The sequence below is a fragment of the Acinetobacter higginsii genome, from assembly GCF_000369525.1.
GTDB classification, from domain to species: domain Bacteria; phylum Pseudomonadota; class Gammaproteobacteria; order Pseudomonadales; family Moraxellaceae; genus Acinetobacter; species Acinetobacter higginsii.
On sequence record NZ_KB850072.1, the window covers coordinates 1,513,215 to 1,528,004 of the forward strand.

The 14,790-nt window shown below is 40.3% G+C and carries 19 protein-coding genes; 4 read left to right on the forward strand and 15 right to left on the reverse strand.

Annotation, left to right across the window (positions count from 1 at the left end):
- The first annotated feature begins 138 nt into the window (after positions 1-138).
- Positions 139-1,365: a multidrug effflux MFS transporter gene (locus F902_RS13255; protein ID WP_005204176.1), complete on the forward strand. Its 1,227-nt coding sequence runs from the start codon at positions 139-141 to the stop codon at positions 1,363-1,365.
- 28 nt (positions 1,366-1,393) lie between these two features.
- Here F902_RS13255 and F902_RS13260 read toward each other — a convergent pair whose 3' ends face one another.
- A complete protein-coding gene (locus F902_RS13260; protein ID WP_005204178.1) occupies positions 1,394-1,963 on the reverse strand; it encodes a TetR/AcrR family transcriptional regulator in 570 nt (189 codons plus the stop codon).
- 240 nt (positions 1,964-2,203) lie between these two features.
- On the opposite strand from F902_RS13260, the gene F902_RS13265 reads away from it, so the two are divergent.
- A complete protein-coding gene (locus tag F902_RS13265; protein ID WP_005204180.1) occupies positions 2,204-3,121 on the forward strand; it encodes a LysO family transporter in 918 nt (305 codons plus the stop codon).
- Positions 3,122-3,133: 12 nt separating this feature from the next.
- Here F902_RS13265 and pyrF read toward each other — a convergent pair whose 3' ends face one another.
- On the reverse strand, positions 3,134-3,814 hold the full coding sequence (pyrF, locus tag F902_RS13270; RefSeq protein ID WP_005204183.1) for an orotidine-5'-phosphate decarboxylase: 681 nt from the start codon (positions 3,812-3,814) through the stop codon (positions 3,134-3,136).
- 113 nt (positions 3,815-3,927) lie between these two features.
- Positions 3,928-4,476, reverse strand: a complete 549-nt coding sequence (locus F902_RS13275) for a helix-turn-helix domain-containing protein (protein ID WP_005188020.1) — start codon at positions 4,474-4,476, stop codon at positions 3,928-3,930.
- An 89-nt stretch (positions 4,477-4,565) separates the two neighbouring features.
- Between F902_RS13275 and F902_RS13280 the strand changes: the two genes are divergently transcribed.
- Positions 4,566-5,222, forward strand: coding sequence for an AzlC family ABC transporter permease (locus F902_RS13280; RefSeq protein ID WP_017401926.1), 657 nt, complete (start codon positions 4,566-4,568; stop codon positions 5,220-5,222).
- Entirely contained in the window at positions 5,219-5,545 is a 327-nt protein-coding gene (locus F902_RS13285) for an AzlD domain-containing protein (RefSeq protein ID WP_005204189.1), read from the forward strand. Before F902_RS13280 ends, F902_RS13285 begins: the two co-directional genes overlap by 4 nt.
- A gap of 83 nt (positions 5,546-5,628) precedes the next feature.
- Here the strand turns inward: F902_RS13285 and F902_RS13290 are convergent, their stop codons facing one another.
- The 12 genes from F902_RS13290 to gspI all read right to left on the reverse strand — a co-directional run bounded on the left by F902_RS13290 (position 5,629) and on the right by gspI (position 14,670).
- Positions 5,629-5,994 carry a lipopolysaccharide assembly protein LapA domain-containing protein gene (locus F902_RS13290; protein WP_004806665.1) on the reverse strand — a complete coding sequence of 122 codons (366 nt, stop codon included), beginning with the start codon at positions 5,992-5,994 and terminating at the stop codon, positions 5,629-5,631.
- A gap of 14 nt (positions 5,995-6,008) precedes the next feature.
- A complete protein-coding gene (locus F902_RS13295) occupies positions 6,009-6,311 on the reverse strand; it encodes an integration host factor subunit beta (protein ID WP_004806663.1) in 303 nt (100 codons plus the stop codon).
- Between the two features lie 157 nt (positions 6,312-6,468).
- Positions 6,469-8,151 carry a 30S ribosomal protein S1 gene (rpsA, locus tag F902_RS13300; RefSeq protein ID WP_004806660.1) on the reverse strand — a complete coding sequence of 561 codons (1,683 nt, stop codon included), beginning with the start codon at positions 8,149-8,151 and terminating at the stop codon, positions 6,469-6,471.
- Positions 8,152-8,265: 114 nt separating this feature from the next.
- Positions 8,266-8,946 carry a (d)CMP kinase gene (gene cmk / locus F902_RS13305; RefSeq protein WP_005204192.1) on the reverse strand — a complete coding sequence of 227 codons (681 nt, stop codon included), beginning with the start codon at positions 8,944-8,946 and terminating at the stop codon, positions 8,266-8,268.
- A 9-nt stretch (positions 8,947-8,955) separates the two neighbouring features.
- Positions 8,956-9,396, reverse strand: a complete 441-nt coding sequence (locus tag F902_RS13310; protein ID WP_005204193.1) for an SRPBCC family protein — start codon at positions 9,394-9,396, stop codon at positions 8,956-8,958.
- A gap of 66 nt (positions 9,397-9,462) precedes the next feature.
- Positions 9,463-9,972, reverse strand: coding sequence for a tRNA adenosine(34) deaminase TadA (tadA, locus tag F902_RS13315; protein WP_005204195.1), 510 nt, complete (start codon positions 9,970-9,972; stop codon positions 9,463-9,465).
- A 5-nt stretch (positions 9,973-9,977) separates the two neighbouring features.
- The gene (locus F902_RS13320; RefSeq protein WP_171061051.1) at positions 9,978-11,102 is read right to left on the reverse strand and encodes an enoyl-CoA hydratase/isomerase family protein; all 1,125 of its coding nucleotides are present in this window, start codon (positions 11,100-11,102) and stop codon (positions 9,978-9,980) included.
- A complete protein-coding gene (gene ung, locus F902_RS13325) occupies positions 11,099-11,812 on the reverse strand; it encodes a uracil-DNA glycosylase (RefSeq protein WP_004806648.1) in 714 nt (237 codons plus the stop codon). Before ung ends, F902_RS13320 begins: the two co-directional genes overlap by 4 nt.
- Positions 11,813-11,856: 44 nt before the next feature.
- On the reverse strand, positions 11,857-12,453 hold the full coding sequence (locus F902_RS13330) for a 6-pyruvoyl trahydropterin synthase family protein (RefSeq protein WP_005204200.1): 597 nt from the start codon (positions 12,451-12,453) through the stop codon (positions 11,857-11,859).
- Positions 12,454-12,561: 108 nt separating this feature from the next.
- The gene (gene gspK / locus F902_RS13335) at positions 12,562-13,596 is read right to left on the reverse strand and encodes a type II secretion system minor pseudopilin GspK (protein ID WP_017401928.1); all 1,035 of its coding nucleotides are present in this window, start codon (positions 13,594-13,596) and stop codon (positions 12,562-12,564) included.
- On the reverse strand, positions 13,553-14,284 hold the full coding sequence (gene gspJ, locus F902_RS13340) for a type II secretion system minor pseudopilin GspJ (protein ID WP_005204204.1): 732 nt from the start codon (positions 14,282-14,284) through the stop codon (positions 13,553-13,555). The genes gspK and gspJ overlap by 44 nt, the downstream gene beginning before the upstream one ends.
- Positions 14,281-14,670: a type II secretion system minor pseudopilin GspI gene (gspI, locus tag F902_RS13345; RefSeq protein WP_032811635.1), complete on the reverse strand. Its 390-nt coding sequence runs from the start codon at positions 14,668-14,670 to the stop codon at positions 14,281-14,283. Before gspI ends, gspJ begins: the two co-directional genes overlap by 4 nt.
- Positions 14,671-14,790: the final 120 nt, after the last annotated feature.

The window sequence follows — 14,790 nt, forward strand, 5'->3', positions numbered from 1 at the left end:
ATTGCAACGCTTTATGGATCTGATTTAAATCCCCCTGTTTTTCTCTATGCAAGACCTAAAGAATCATGCTAATATTTTAACTACCTACCGTTAGGTAGTTAAAATAAATATTGTTCCCCTGGAAAGAGTACACAAAACATGAACGCTGCTCCTCCCGTCACAAAGATCAGTTGGTCTTTGTTGCTGTTGCTCTCCCTTTTTACCGCCTTGGATGCATTGGCAATCGATATTTATTTGCCAGCATTTCCACTGCTTGCAGAAAGTTATGCGACAACGCCAGGCCATATACAACTCACGCTCTCAGTATTTCTGATTGGACTCGCTATTGGTCAAGGTATCTATGGTCCATTGCTTGATCGCTTTGGTCGCCGTAATCCATTACTGATCGGAATTGCTGTTTTTATCTTAGGATCAATACTGGCAGCCGTTGCACCAACGATTGAGTGGTTACTGGCTGCACGTTTCTTACAAGCAATAGGTGCATCAGCAGGTCTAGTGGTTCCAAGAGCAATTATTTCTGATGTATGCGATGCTAAAACCAGTGCCAAGAATTTTTCTATTTTGATGCAAGTCATGATGATTGTACCGATTCTTGCCCCCTTATTGGGTAGCTTGATCTTACGCATCGGCTCTTGGCATTTGATTTTCTATACATTGGCAGTACTTGGTTCGGTCCTGTGGCTATGGGGAAATCAAGCCATTCCAGAGACATTGAAACCTCAATATCGACAAGCATTACAATTCACTGCGATCAAAAATAGCTATCAAACGCTTTGTCTGAATAAAAGCTTTATCAGTTATACGATTGCTGGTGGGTTTATCTTAGGTGCTTTCTTTGTTTACCTCAGCCAATCGCCTTTTATTTTTATTCAGCACTACCATATTCACAACGAAAGTTTTAGTACCCTATTTGCAGCGAATGCGATTGGCTTAATTATTCTAGGACAAACCTCAATCCTGTTACTCAAACGTTGGTCAGCTCAACAATTGCTCGTCATCGGTATGTGTTTATTCAGCGGTTCTAGTTTTATTTTGATGCTCAGCCTATATTTTTATGACTTAAATTTATGGCAATACATTGCGCTTTTGGGATTAAGCATCTGGTCGACTGGGTTCATTTTTGGCAATTTAACGGCACTCACCATGCAGCAAAGCCCACAACATTTAACGGGGGCAGCATCCTCATTAATGGGCTTACTACAATATGCTTTCGCGGCACTGATCGGTTTTGTTGTGAGCTTGATAGAAATTAATATCAGCTTACTTCCAAGCAGCTTGTTTATTTGTGGTGCTATCGCTCTGGGCTTATGTCTTTATGCTGCGCTAGAACAGCGCGAATCATTTGCTAGAGTAGAAACAGAATAAAGAAATTACACTTGATCAGTGTCTGAACTTAGGCACTGATCAGAATATTTAATGCTTTTAAGATCGCATCCAATCTGAGGTGAAACTTCTCTCGCCCACCATAGATCAATTCGCTTTGTAAGGCATCGACAAAGCTCATGCATACACGAGCCAGAGCGACACTATCCAGTTGATGCTTATTTTCTATTAAAATAGAGTGTTGAATGGCTTGTAAAAATACATTTTCCAGTTCCGCCATAAAGACATGCATCGGTTCAATTACCTGATCATATAAGTGCACAGGCGGACTAATTAATGCATTCATCCAAAATTGAACACCATATGATGCATCAAAACGCTGTTCGATACTTTCAAAGTAATGCAGTAATTGCTGCTGGATTTTTTCTCCGCCTTGCAATACAACCTTGGCATGTCCCAATTCTTCATCAATCATGATTGGAATCAGACTGAGATACAATTCGTCCTTATTCTTAAAATGTGCATAAATTGAAGGTTTTTTTATCCCGACACCAGTCGCAATCTCGTTTAGCGATGTTGCTGCAAAGCCCTGTTTTGCAAACCGTTCTAATGCCACTTTTTGAATCTTAGCTGCTGTCACAAATCATCCACCTTTATTACTGCTAAAATTATATTTCAGCCAACAGGATATTCATAGCTGAATAAGAGATTGTATTTATATGCCATCTACCTAAATGACAACATAATCATCTACTCAGTATCCCCCAAGTTTATTGATATCCGTTTATCTTCAAAACTTTCTATATCAAATGATATATAAATCTATTCAAGTATCAGATTTCCCTGCATAATAAATCAGCACTATAAACGCTCTGATTGTATGACCTCTCTTGTTTTAATCTTCCAGATTTTTGTTTGCATTAGCTTAGGCTATTTTGTCGGGCCACATTTATCACAGACAATTAAACAATTCATATTTAAAATACTGCCCTATTTTTCTTATATTTTACTGATTAGCGTCGCATTTGAACTGACTCAAGCCTTAAATCACGTTCAAAATCCTACTGCTATTCTACCGCCAGCATTACTGATTGCATTTACCACCTCGATTGGTTCATTTTTTATTTGCTTGATCACCTACAAACTGATTGATCGCCAAAGTGTACAAGGAAAGATTTCCTTACACCTATTTCTCAATGCACTCAAGAATATCGCCAAAGCATTTTTGGCTTTGGGGGTTGGTATTCTATTCGGCGTCATGGTCAATAGTTCAGGTTTAACGATCAGCTTTAATAGTTGGTATTTATTACTGATCTTTATTTTTTTGATCGGGATCGAACTGGCCTTCACCCAATTTGATCGTAGTTGGTTGAGTTGGAAAATTTTGCTGGTTCCCGTGGCTGCATTTGTTGGTTCATGCTTGGCATCCCTGTTAAATTATTTCATCTTATCCAATGAATATAGTCTTAACGAAGTCATGGCCTTAGCCCAAGGCTATGGCTGGTATTCCATGTCAGGGATTTTATTCACTGAACTACACTCAGCCAAACTGGGTGGGATTGCTTTATTAACAGACTTGTTTAGAGAAATTTTTGCCATTTTATTGATGTATTGTCTTGGCTGGCGTTTTCCACGCTCTGCGATTTCCAGTGCAGGTGCAACGTCAATGGATGTCACACTTGCCATGGTCAAACAATCATGTGGCACACATTATGTCCCACATGCCATGATGAGTGGATTGATCTTGTCACTTCTCGCACCACTCTTAATCAGCTTATTTCTAAGTATGAAGTTTTAACATCGTACTTTATTAGATTGAAGCCAAGATTGATTTCAACATCTCAGTTGGATTCTCAGCCTTGGTAATTGGGCGGCCAATGACTAAATGCGTTGATCCGTCTTGCATTGCTTGCTTTGGCGTTACGATACGTTTTTGGTCATCTGCATTTGAACCCTCAGGACGAATCCCCGGTGTGACCAATGCAAACTCTAGTCCTAATAGTTCACGAAGGATCTTGGCTTCTTGTGCTGAACACACGACACCATCTAATCCGCTGTCTTGAGTAAGTTTTGCTAAACGCTTTACATGATCGACAGGTTCTATATCCAAACCTAGATCACGTAAGTCTTCACGGCCCATTGAAGTCAAAACTGTGACTGCGATCAATTGAGTTGAATAATTACCCGCTTTAAGGCGCTCTACACAGGTTTCCATCATTTTACGGCCACCCGATGCATGCACATTCACCATCCACACACCAAGATCCGCGGCAGCACACACCGCTTGAGCAGTCGTGTTCGGAATATCGTGAAATTTTAAATCAAGAAAAACTTCAAAGCCTTTATCTTGTAAATTTTTTACGATTGATGGGCCTTCATGAGTAAAAAGCTCTTTGCCTACTTTGACACGACAAAGTGACGGATCAAGCTGATCTACAATTGTTAAGGCGTCATATTGGCTTTTTGCGTCTAGGGCAACAATAATACTCACGAATCTAGTTCCATCACATAAAAATCGGCTAATTATAAAGTGATTAGTAGAATGAACAAAGCAAGAAAGTCATCATAATACAAAAAAGCTTTTTTAAAATGATGAAATGATCTTTATCTTTGCTCCGATATCAAGATCGCTCTAGTATCCACTTCCAGAGCTTCAAAGATATGCGCTTGATCTGCGGGATAACAAATATAATCCCCTTCATTCAACAAAATAGGTTCCGCAACCAACCCCACTTTTGCTCGTCCTTTCATAATAATAATATGCTCAACACTCCCAATCGGGTGTGGCTGACTGCAACGTGGCTCACCGGGTTGTGTCGTTAATATATATACATCCCGTCTAGCGCCTGTTGGGCAATTGGCCAATAAGATTGCTTGATAATGCGCGATTTCAGAACTGACTGACGGCCCCTCACCAAAACGAATCACTTGAGTTTGCGCAATATTTGATTCCATCAATTTCGCAAATGGAATATCTAAAGCAACACATAAGGCCCATAAAGTCTCCAGACTTGGATTACCTTGAGCGGCCTCCAATTGAGACAATGTCGATTTCGCAATCCCTGCTCGGCGAGCCACTTCTGCTAAAGATAATCCAGACTTCTGTCTTTCTCGTTGTAAGCCTTTGGCGACAATTTCAATTGGCAAACTCATATAACACCATAAAAAACGAACGTTCGTTTTGACGAACAGTATAAAATTAATCTATTATATCGTACGTTCGTTTGATATAGAAACCAATGATGCAAGATAAAGAACAATTTAATCTAATCAAAGCCATTGTACTGATTTCAGTTGCAACAGGAATTGTGGGCATTTCCTTGGGCTCAGTAGCTGCAAGCTTCGATGTACCGATGTGGATTCCTTTGCTGTTATCACTCACAGTCCTCGCAGGCGCTGCAGAATTTACATTCATTGGTATGATTGCAACTGGCACCAATCCTATTTTTGCGGCATTGACCGGTATATTGATCAACCTACGCCATCTGCCATTTGGTTTATCCGTTGCAACATTTATTGAAAAGAATGCTTATCGGTTTATTGCCTGCCATATCATGAATGATGAAAGCGTCATGTTTGGACTAAGCCAACAAGAAGATCAAGCCAAACAAAAAGCCTATTGGATGTGCGGATTAGGGATTGCTATTCTCTGGCCAATTGGTGTTTTTATTGGCTATATACTCAGTAAAAATATTCCTGATATTTATGTATTTGGTATAGATGCTGCATTTCCTGCCATTCTTTTCGCATTAATCTTACCTATGCTAAAGAATAAAACTACACGACACCGTGTATTTTTAGGTAGCACATTATCCGTAGCATCAATTCCCTTACTACCAACAGGCTTACCAGTGCTCGTTTCCATGTTAGGTCTACTGTTAAAAGGTAAGTCAAAATGAAATATAGTGAAAGTTATATCTTTGTTGGAATTGTTGTGCTTGCCCTTGGTACCTATTTAATTCGCTACTCAGGTTTTTATCTAGCCAATCGCATGACCTTTAAAGAACATCATAAACAACTACTGGCAGACTCTGCTTGTGTACTACTGTTTACCTTGGCCGTATTCAATACACTTTTTTCTGAGGCTCATTTTAGTGGAATCAGTAAGATCGTGGGCGTTGCCGTAGCTCTTATCTTTGCTTGGAAGAAATATTCACTGATCATGGTTATTCTTGCGGCCATGCTGATTACTGCCACTTTAAGATATTTAGGTTTTCCATAAAAAATGGCCCTTTAAATCCAATAAAGGGCCATTTAATAGGGTTCTAAAATCTTCAGACTTTACAACCCTATAAATATTTTTAATTACAGTGGCGTACGCGTTTGACTCTCAGGATTAATGTCCAACACTGTTTTTTCATGTCTTACACTTGCAGCAGCGTCTGCGGCAGCTTGTTGTGCAAGTTGGATCTGCTCTTTTCGAAGATAGTCAATATCTTTACGAAGCCGCTTAATTTCCCAACTGGTCTGGAAGACTCGGAAAACTTGAACGCCCAGTAATAAACCCACCACAATACCCAATGCAAGCGTCAATAAAAGGAGAAGACCTAAACGCATGGCTGGGACTTGAGTAAATAATAAATCCACTTGTAACTCAGCTGGGTTCTGAAGAACCAAAGCGAGTGAATAACCAAAAATGGCAACGAGTAATGCAATTAAGACATAACGCATAAACACCTCAATTCTTATTCAGCAGATTCGTTTACTGCATCACGAAGTGCTTTACCAGGTTTAAAGTGTGGGACCGCTTTGGCTGCAACATCTACAGATCGACCTGTTTTAGGATTACGACCTAAACGTGGCTCACGGTGATGCAATGCAAAACTACCAAAACCACGGATTTCAATACGATCGCCGCTTGAAAGCGCTTCAATCATTTGATCAATCATAATCTTAACTGCATCTTCAACTAGAGGCTCAGCCAAGTGTGGGTTTTTAAGTGCAATCCGTTCAATTAAATCAGATTTATTAAGTGCTTCAGTAGTCATTGATGACCTCTTTAATTATTGCTACTTTTCAATGTTTTTAATAATAACCTGTTTAAATACAAAACGGTAGCGCAGTACATGATTACTACGCTACCGTTTGCAGTATTTTTGTATAAAAAAGTACGTCTCAGTTACAAGAAACGTACTTTTTAACAAATTACTTCATTTGAGCTTTAATTAAGTCACCAATAGTCTTAGGACCATTGCTTTCTGCAGTTTGAGTCGCAGCAGCTTGGCGAGCATTGTTCACAGCTTCTTTCTCTTCAGCTTCGTCTTTCGCTTTGATAGACAAGTTGATAGAGCGAGATTTGCGATCAACGTTGATGATCTTCGCTTCAACTTCTTGACCAACTTCTAAGAATTTAGTTGCATCTTCAACGCGGTCACGGTTGATTTCAGAAGCTTTAAGCGTTGCTTCGATGTCATCAGCTAATTTAACTGTAGCACCTTTAGCATCAACAGCAGTTACAGTACCTTTAACTAAAGCACCGCGCTCGTTCGCAGCTAAGAAATCATTGAATGGATCGCTGTTTAATTGCTTGATACCAAGGCTGATACGGTTACCTTCAGCGTCTACAGATAAGATAACTGCTTCAACTGTGTCACCTTTCTTGTAACGACGGATAGCTTCTTCGCCTTGTTCGTTCCAAGAAATGTCAGATAAATGTACTAAACCGTCGATACCACCAGATAAACCGATGAAGATACCGAAGTCAGTGATTGACTTGATCGTACCAGAAACTTTTTCGCCTTTTTCATTTGCTTTAGCAAACTCTTCCCATGGGTTAGCACGAGTTTGTTTGATACCCAATGAAATACGACGACGTTCTTCGTCAACTTCAAGAACCATAACATCAACTTCGTCACCGATCTGAACAACTTTAGATGGGTGGATGTTTTTGTTTGTGTGGTCCATTTCTGAAACGTGTACTAAGCCTTCAACGCCTTCAGCGATTTCAGCGAAGCAACCGTAGTCAGTTAAGTTAGTTACACGTGCTTTAACGATAGAACCTTTAGGGTAACGGCTCATGATCGCTAACCATGGATCTTCGCCTAATTGCTTAAGACCTAAAGATACGCGGTTACGCTCGCGGTCAAATTTAAGTACTTTAACAGTAACTTCTTGACCAACTTCAACAACTTCTGAAGGGTGCTTGATACGCTTCCAAGCCATATCTGTGATATGTAGAAGACCATCAATACCGCCAAGATCAACGAACGCGCCGTAATCAGTAAGGTTTTTGATTGTACCTGTAACTGTTTGACCTTCTTCAAGTTGAGCAAGTAATGCTTCACGGTCAGCTGAAGATTCAGCTTCCATAACTGCACGACGAGATACAACAACGTTGTTACGTTTAGCATCAAGTTTGATTACTTTGAACTCTAACTCTTTACCTTCAAGGTGAGTCGTGTCACGGATAGGACGAGTGTCAACTAAAGAACCTGGTAAGAATGCACGTACAGGACCGATGTCAACAGTGAAACCGCCTTTAACCTTACCAGAGATAACACCAGTAACGATTTCGCCGTCTTCAAAGATTTTCTCAAGTTTAGTCCAAGTTTCAGCACGTTTCGCTTTTTCACGTGATAAAACTGTTTGACCCATACCGTTGTCAAGCGCTTCAACAACTACGTCAACAGTATCGCCAACTTGAACTTCAAGTTCACGTTGTTCATTTAAAAATTCAGCACGGTCAACTACGCCTTCAGATTTAAGGCCAGTGTCAACAGTAACCCAGTCAGAATCGATACTAACAACAGTACCTTGGATGACTGCACCCTTTTCAACGTTGAGGTTTAATTCACTTTCTTCAAAGAGGGCTGCAAAAGATTCGGTCATGATATACCTGATAAAGTCCGCGGTCTTGGATCAGACAAGGCCGGTTTAGTTAAGTTGTTACATTGTCCAAAAAATCTGATCAAGCAATGCTTCAACTGATAAAAAATTGTGTATCTATTTTATACAGCTATTGATATAGTCAACCATTAACTGAAACACTTCATCGATGCCTATTGTAGAACTATCAATGATATACGCATCATCAGCTGGTTTGAGCGGAGCAACTGTGCGCTCCATATCTCGCTTATCTCTAGCTTGTATGTTAGATAAAATGTCGCTTATTTTAGCATCAAGGCCCATGCCCTGCAACTGTTTTACGCGTCGCTCCGCCCGAGACTCAGCCGAAGCGGTTAAATAAATTTTCGCTTGGGCTTCTGGAAAAATAGAAGTTGCCATGTCACGACCATCTGCAACCAATCCTGGTGCTTGAATAAATGCACGTTGGCGCGAGAATAACGCCTTTCTTAATTCAGGTACAGTTGCAACTTTAGAGGCATACTCACCCACTTGTTCCGTTCGAATAGTGTTAGTGACATCTACACCCTCCAAAAAAACAAGTGTCGCTTCTTCAGTCGTTTTAAATTCAATATCCAAATGAGTCGCATACTCAACACATTGATCTAAGTTCGCATCAATTTGATCCAGCAAGCCTCGCTGAAACAATGACAGTCCGAGTAAACGATATAAAGCACCAGAATCTAATAAATTAAAATGATAATGTGCTGCAATTTTAGCAGCCAATGTGCCTTTGCCCGAACCGCTTGGACCATCTATCGTAATAATATGAACTGTCATTCCCATCTCTTATGAAGCAACTGATTTGGCTAATTTTGAGAACCCTAGTGTAATCGCTGCTTTAAGTTGTGCAAGAACTAATTTACTGACTAAAGGTGCTTTTGCTGTAAATTCAATCTTATAAGTTACTAAAGTTATAAAAGGTGTAATTTCTTTAAAATCAATTTGCCCCAAGTGATGCTTCACCAAAGGATTATTAATCAACTTATACTCAATACGCTTATTTTCTTCCAACAAAGTGATTTCTTCTTGTAAAGGCTTAATCGCTCCAAAGCCCATACGGCGAATCGAACCTACACCATCAGGACGTTCTGGATCAGCAGAATCCTTTACGCGAACAACCTGTAAAGGTGCAAATGCCTTGTTATAAGTGGCATGTTTTGACAGTAAGTCAAAAACTTCGGAAATCGGTGCATTAAATTCTTTTTCTATGGTGATTGCATTACGCATAAGTTCGCCTTTTGATGTAACCCAAAATCATCGGAGGCTTAGTTTGCCACAACTCATAAGACATTTTTAATCATTTAAGGACGTTTTTGACGAACGGATTGTCTTCTTTTCATTTCTTCTTTTTTTAAAAAAATCACTCAATTGCAATGAACATTGTTCTTGTAAGCAACCTTGTTCAAAGACAAACTTATGATTGTAATAGCCACTATCAAGCAATTGTCTAGCACTCACCAATGAACCTGCTTTTGGTTCGGTCGTAGCAAAAACTACACGCTGTATCCGTGCATGAATTAATGCACCCACACACATGGTACAAGGTTCAAGCGTCACATAAAGTGTTGTATCGTCGGGCAAGCGATAGTTATTTAAAGACTGACAAGCTGCACGCAACGCTTGTATTTCAGCATGTGCTGTTGGATCCGACAATTTAATTGGCGCATTATATCCAGCACCGATTACCTGCCCCTTGCTGACCAGAATTGCTCCGACAGGTATTTCACCTTGGGCTGCTGCTAATGCAGCCTGCTCATAGGCAAGCTGCATCCAATATTCATCATTAAATTTTTCAGAACTCATAACAATCAGGCAATGACACCGTATTGCTTTAATAAAGCATTCCAGCTTTCGATATTAGTCACAGGAGGACAATCTCCCAAGATACCTTTCAAGCTGAGTTGCTCAGTTGCCTGCCATTCTGGAGATAAGTCTTTATCAACCAAACGCGCACGAACCCCTTCGACAAAATCTGGGTGGCGAATTTTCCAATCAGAAATCTGTGCTTCCAATGCAAACACTTCATCCCATGCATGCCCTTGCTTGCCCCACTGCCATAACAACCATGTGATTGCAGCCGTGCTTGGTGAGCCTTTCTGTAAGTTTTCACTGGCTTGACGCAACCAGTCACTACTCGCATCACTTAAACCAATAATCGACTGATAATCATATTCAAAGCTTTGACCGCGACATACGCTATGAATTACATCAATCGAGTTTTGTAGTGGCCCAGACGCCACAGGGCGATGTAAACTATTTAAAGTATCGTCAATCGCTCTAAATGCGCCGGCAGGGTAATGATTCCAATCCACACTGAGTACTTTTTGAAGCATATTATCGCGTTGCGCTTCGCAGATATGGGTCGCCCAACCGATGCTAAATGCACCCGCTGCCGTCATAATTGAACCCGTCAAGCCGGTAAACAAACCAATTTGCCCACGATCAGCCAAGAAGCGGCTTGCACCAACATCAGGGTATAAGCCGATATTGATTTCTGGCATGGCCAAACGTGAATAAGGCGTAACTAAGCGAAATGGTGCAGCCATAAATAGACCAAGCCCACCACCCATCACATAACCCTCTCCCCAAACCACGATTGGTTTAGCATAGTTATGCAACAGTAAATCAAGTGCATATTCCTGCTGGAAGAATTGATTCGCAGCATCCACTTCCTGATTAATCACTAATTGACGTAACTTGCGAACATCACCGCCCGCACAAAATGCTTTTGGCGTGGTTGAGTCAAACCAAATCGCTTTAACCGTCTCATCGACATGAAAATCTTCAAATACTTGAAGCAGCGCACTTACGATTGATTCATCTAAAGCGTGCAACGATTTAGGTCGATTCAGACGAATGATTCGCCAACCATTTTTTGCGTGTTCAATAACTAAATCTGGATGATAGCTATTTAAATCAGGAGAAGTCATTATGCGTCCAATTGCCAGTCTATAGGCTCAATGCCATGTTGTTTCAAGTAATGATTTGTTTTTGAAAATACTTTACAGCCAAAAAAACCACCACGATTCGCTGCTAGCGGTGATGGATGCGCTGCACTTAGTACTAGATGTTTATTACGATCAATACGTTGACCTTTGCGCTGTGCGTAGGCACCCCACAAAATAAACACGATATGTTCACGTTGTTCATTTAATACATCAATTACGCTATCCGTGAACTCTTCCCATCCTTGTTTTTGATGTGAAGTCGGTTGTCCTGCTTCTACCGTGAGTACACTGTTCAGTAAGAGTACGCCTTGTGCCGCCCATTTACTTAAGTCGCCATGACGTGAAACTGGTACTGCCAAGTCCGTATGTAATTCATGAAAAATATTACGCAAGGACGGTGGTAATGCAATCCCTTTTTGTACCGAAAAGCTCAAACCATTGGCTTGGTTTGGACCATGATACGGGTCTTGCCCTAAAATCACCACTTTGACACCACCAAGTGGTGTCGTATTCAGCGCATTAAAAATTTGTTTACTTGGTGGATAAATGGTTTTTTCTGCAAGTTTTTCTTGTTGCAAAAACTCCCTCAAATTATCCATTTTTTGACTCAATAGAAACTCTGAAAGTGAGATTTTCCAAGACTCATCCAACTGAACTTTACTTAGTTTGTCCTGTTGCTGTTCAGTAAATTGCATCCACATTCCTTGAAATAAATTCACTCACCGGAGTGAAAACACACTCAAATATTAACTTGTAATTCTACGTTTGGGTTTTGGAATTTGATTCCTTTTTTCAGATTTTCATACATCTGAACATCGCTCCATTCAGCTTGTACTTGCTTTGAAAATACAATTTGATCCAAATTTAATACACCCATTTGCTCATTGTCGATATCTTCTTGAAAACTCTGTGCGTAACCTGTATCCGTTTCATGCACAATAACAGAATAAACCTCAACATCACCCTCACCATTTTGAGTGGTGGTCGAGTTCAATACCTGCTGAGCAAGATAAAAGAAAATACGAGAAAACTGTTCAGCCGATGGAGAAACAGGTAACGCAATCCAACGCGCGCTAAATGTTTTACAAGCATCAATATAAGCAGGATCATCTTTCTGCCAAAAACAAATTGCATGATCAAAACTATCATACAACTCTTTGATGACGCCTTTTAACAGACCGAAGTCATAGACCATTTGCCCATGATCTAACTTTGACGCTTTTAATAATAATTCAACTTTATAGCTATGCCCATGAATCGAACGCTTACAACGGTCCGATGTACAGTTACGTACAATATGAGCATTTTCAAACTTAAACAATTTACGAATTAACATGCACCAAGCTAATCTTTTATCTGCAAACGAATTTTATTATAAAGCAAAAAAACAAGCATTGGGATTGATTTTAAATCTTGTCACCATTTGATAACTCAATAAAGAATACTACTCAAATGGCGAAAGACTTCTAGAATAAACAAATACTTGCTTGTCTTTTCGTGCCAATGAGCTGGTAAACTGCCTTTTCCGTTCGCTTAAAACAACTTCAATTTGAGCAGTGAAATAACTTGATTTGCTGTCAAGGAAAGTCGCAGCATCTGTTTTGCTTTGTTCATCTATTCCAGAAAAAGCACTTAACTTCCATAAATCTTCAACATTATTGAAATAAGTCAAATTGGCTTGTTTGGATTTCAGTTCCTGCTCTACCGCCTTAACATCAACTTTCGGATCAATACTGGCGAGCAATAATGCAGGTGCTGTATTCATATTTACTTTGGTCTGTTCGGGCAGTGCTGTGACATAAGGCTTAATTAAATCGTAATTTTTTCCTTCAAACCCCTTCACTAGTTTCAATTCATCGACACTGTGAAACTTCGTATTCGGCGCTAAATATGCAGGGTCTAAACCTTGATAATAATTACTCTCAGCACCCATTGCACCTGTTGTCTCATCATTAACAACTTGCCAGTCAATCACAGCTTGACTAAGTTCAGCGGGTAAACCAACTCGCTGCAACAATTTTTCAAACCAACGTCGAGCCGAATCATCAACTTGACTACCATCTGCCTTAACTAAATTATTAAGATTAAATTTCCCGGATTCATCCAATAAGCGCCCAGAAACAGAACCATCCTCGACTGGGAATGGTGGCATAGGTTTGGCCCAGTTCTCCTGTAAATGATCAATCGTGCCGCCATTATCGCTGTCTTGAATAAGTAACTCAGAAAAAAAAGCTTCAGCACTTTTTGCATACAATAAAGATTGATCTTGGCGCATCAAATACCCAGTATTTTCAGAGGTATTGGTCTGGCGTTTGGCAATAGTCGCTGCCAAAATCGTTGCTAAAGCGACCATGACCAGAATGGTTAATAATGCAATGCCACGCTGAGCAACTCCATAACTTTGAGCTTTTCTAATCACTGAATATGCCTCTTGCTCATTGTGTTGGAAGTTGAGTAGGATTAGATGAGTTTGAGCCATCTTTATTATCAGGTGAATTTGCACCCCCACCCATACCACTTGAGTTTCCTATCGACTGTAAATATGCCTGAGTATTCAATAAACTATAGATCCATTCATAGTCCGTGCCTGCAACAGTTAACTGTATTTTTATGCCTAGCGGTAATTTTTTAAGTTCAGCAATATTGCTCGGGTCACTATTCTCAGGCCACTGTGTCAATTCTTGCGGGTTCAAAACCAGCACTTTAAACTGATCTACATTTTCCAACAATGTACTTGATATCGGTTGCACACGATTCGGGATATTGAGATTTGAGTATTTCAATCGATACACTTTCTTCTGTGCAGAATCATAGCGATATTCAATACGCTCATAAGGTGATAGTCCCTGCTTCAATGGATCAGAAACACCAGCCTTACTAAATGAAAAACTTTGATCATTCAATACAATAGCTGCTTGCAACTGCCTTCCATCATTTGCTGTCAATGGAATAATCTGCAAGCTATCTCTTAACACTTGTTGATATGCATCTTGCAAAGCAAATAGATGCATTTCATGCTCAGCATTACGATCTTTTACTTTTAATAGATAATCAAAGACCTTCCACCCCAGCATCGAAAGCACGGCAAAAATCGCAATTGCAACCAACAACTCAACCAAGGTAAAGCCAGAGTGAGGCGAAAAGCGATGCTCAGCATTATATTTCATTGTGTTCTCGCCTTTGCAGGATAGTTAAAGAACACAAGATTGGTAATACCCGCCTCGACCTTACCTTGTTCATTATTAAATAAGCTGACTTGCAACTCGATACGTTGGATTTTCGGACTAATCGTCGACTGGGCCTTTTTATCAATTTGCCAGGTTTCACCTTGAGAAGTCACTTGCTTGGATTGTGTTCCCTCTAGCCATTCCTGATTGATTTCCATCGATGCAACTTCATTCATCCCTACAAATTGCGCTTTGGTACGCAAAATCGCATTCGATGTCGACTGAGTGTATTGCATGGCAACTTTAGTTAAGGCAATTGCAGCTACAGCAAAGATTGCCAAGGCCACCATCACTTCGAGCAAGGTAAATCCTGAGCGAGGGTTAATGAAACAACGTTTCACCCGAGCGCAAGACGGAGAGCTATGCTCGACGTGAACACGATTAAATCGAGCAAGGCTCGATCGTGTCGCAAGGCGAGAAGCTATGCTTCGAGTACACGATGAAGC

Excerpts from the sequence above, each read along its gene's own strand:
- F902_RS13310 (WP_005204193.1), bottom strand. The coding sequence starts at position 9,396 with ATGCGTAATGCAATCACCATAGAAAAAGAATTTAATGCACCGATTTCC.
- ung (WP_004806648.1), bottom strand. The coding sequence starts at position 11,812 with ATGCAATTTACTGAACAGCAACAGGACAAACTAAGTAAAGTTCAGTTG.
- F902_RS13265 (WP_005204180.1), top strand. The coding sequence starts at position 2,204 with ATGACCTCTCTTGTTTTAATCTTCCAGATTTTTGTTTGCATTAGCTTA.
- F902_RS13285 (WP_005204189.1), top strand. The coding sequence starts at position 5,219 with ATGAAATATAGTGAAAGTTATATCTTTGTTGGAATTGTTGTGCTTGCC.
- cmk (WP_005204192.1), bottom strand. The coding sequence starts at position 8,946 with ATGACAGTTCATATTATTACGATAGATGGTCCAAGCGGTTCGGGCAAA.
- F902_RS13275 (WP_005188020.1), bottom strand. The coding sequence starts at position 4,476 with ATGAGTTTGCCAATTGAAATTGTCGCCAAAGGCTTACAACGAGAAAGA.
- F902_RS13280 (WP_017401926.1), top strand. The coding sequence starts at position 4,566 with ATGCAAGATAAAGAACAATTTAATCTAATCAAAGCCATTGTACTGATT.
- gspJ (WP_005204204.1), bottom strand. The coding sequence starts at position 14,284 with ATGAAATATAATGCTGAGCATCGCTTTTCGCCTCACTCTGGCTTTACC.
- F902_RS13290 (WP_004806665.1), bottom strand. The coding sequence starts at position 5,994 with ATGCGTTATGTCTTAATTGCATTACTCGTTGCCATTTTTGGTTATTCA.
- F902_RS13295 (WP_004806663.1), bottom strand. The coding sequence starts at position 6,311 with ATGACTACTGAAGCACTTAATAAATCTGATTTAATTGAACGGATTGCA.
- tadA (WP_005204195.1), bottom strand. The coding sequence starts at position 9,972 with ATGAGTTCTGAAAAATTTAATGATGAATATTGGATGCAGCTTGCCTAT.
- F902_RS13330 (WP_005204200.1), bottom strand. The coding sequence starts at position 12,453 with ATGTTAATTCGTAAATTGTTTAAGTTTGAAAATGCTCATATTGTACGT.
- rpsA (WP_004806660.1), bottom strand. The coding sequence starts at position 8,151 with ATGACCGAATCTTTTGCAGCCCTCTTTGAAGAAAGTGAATTAAACCTC.
- F902_RS13255 (WP_005204176.1), top strand. The coding sequence starts at position 139 with ATGAACGCTGCTCCTCCCGTCACAAAGATCAGTTGGTCTTTGTTGCTG.
- gspK (WP_017401928.1), bottom strand. The coding sequence starts at position 13,596 with ATGGCTCAAACTCATCTAATCCTACTCAACTTCCAACACAATGAGCAA.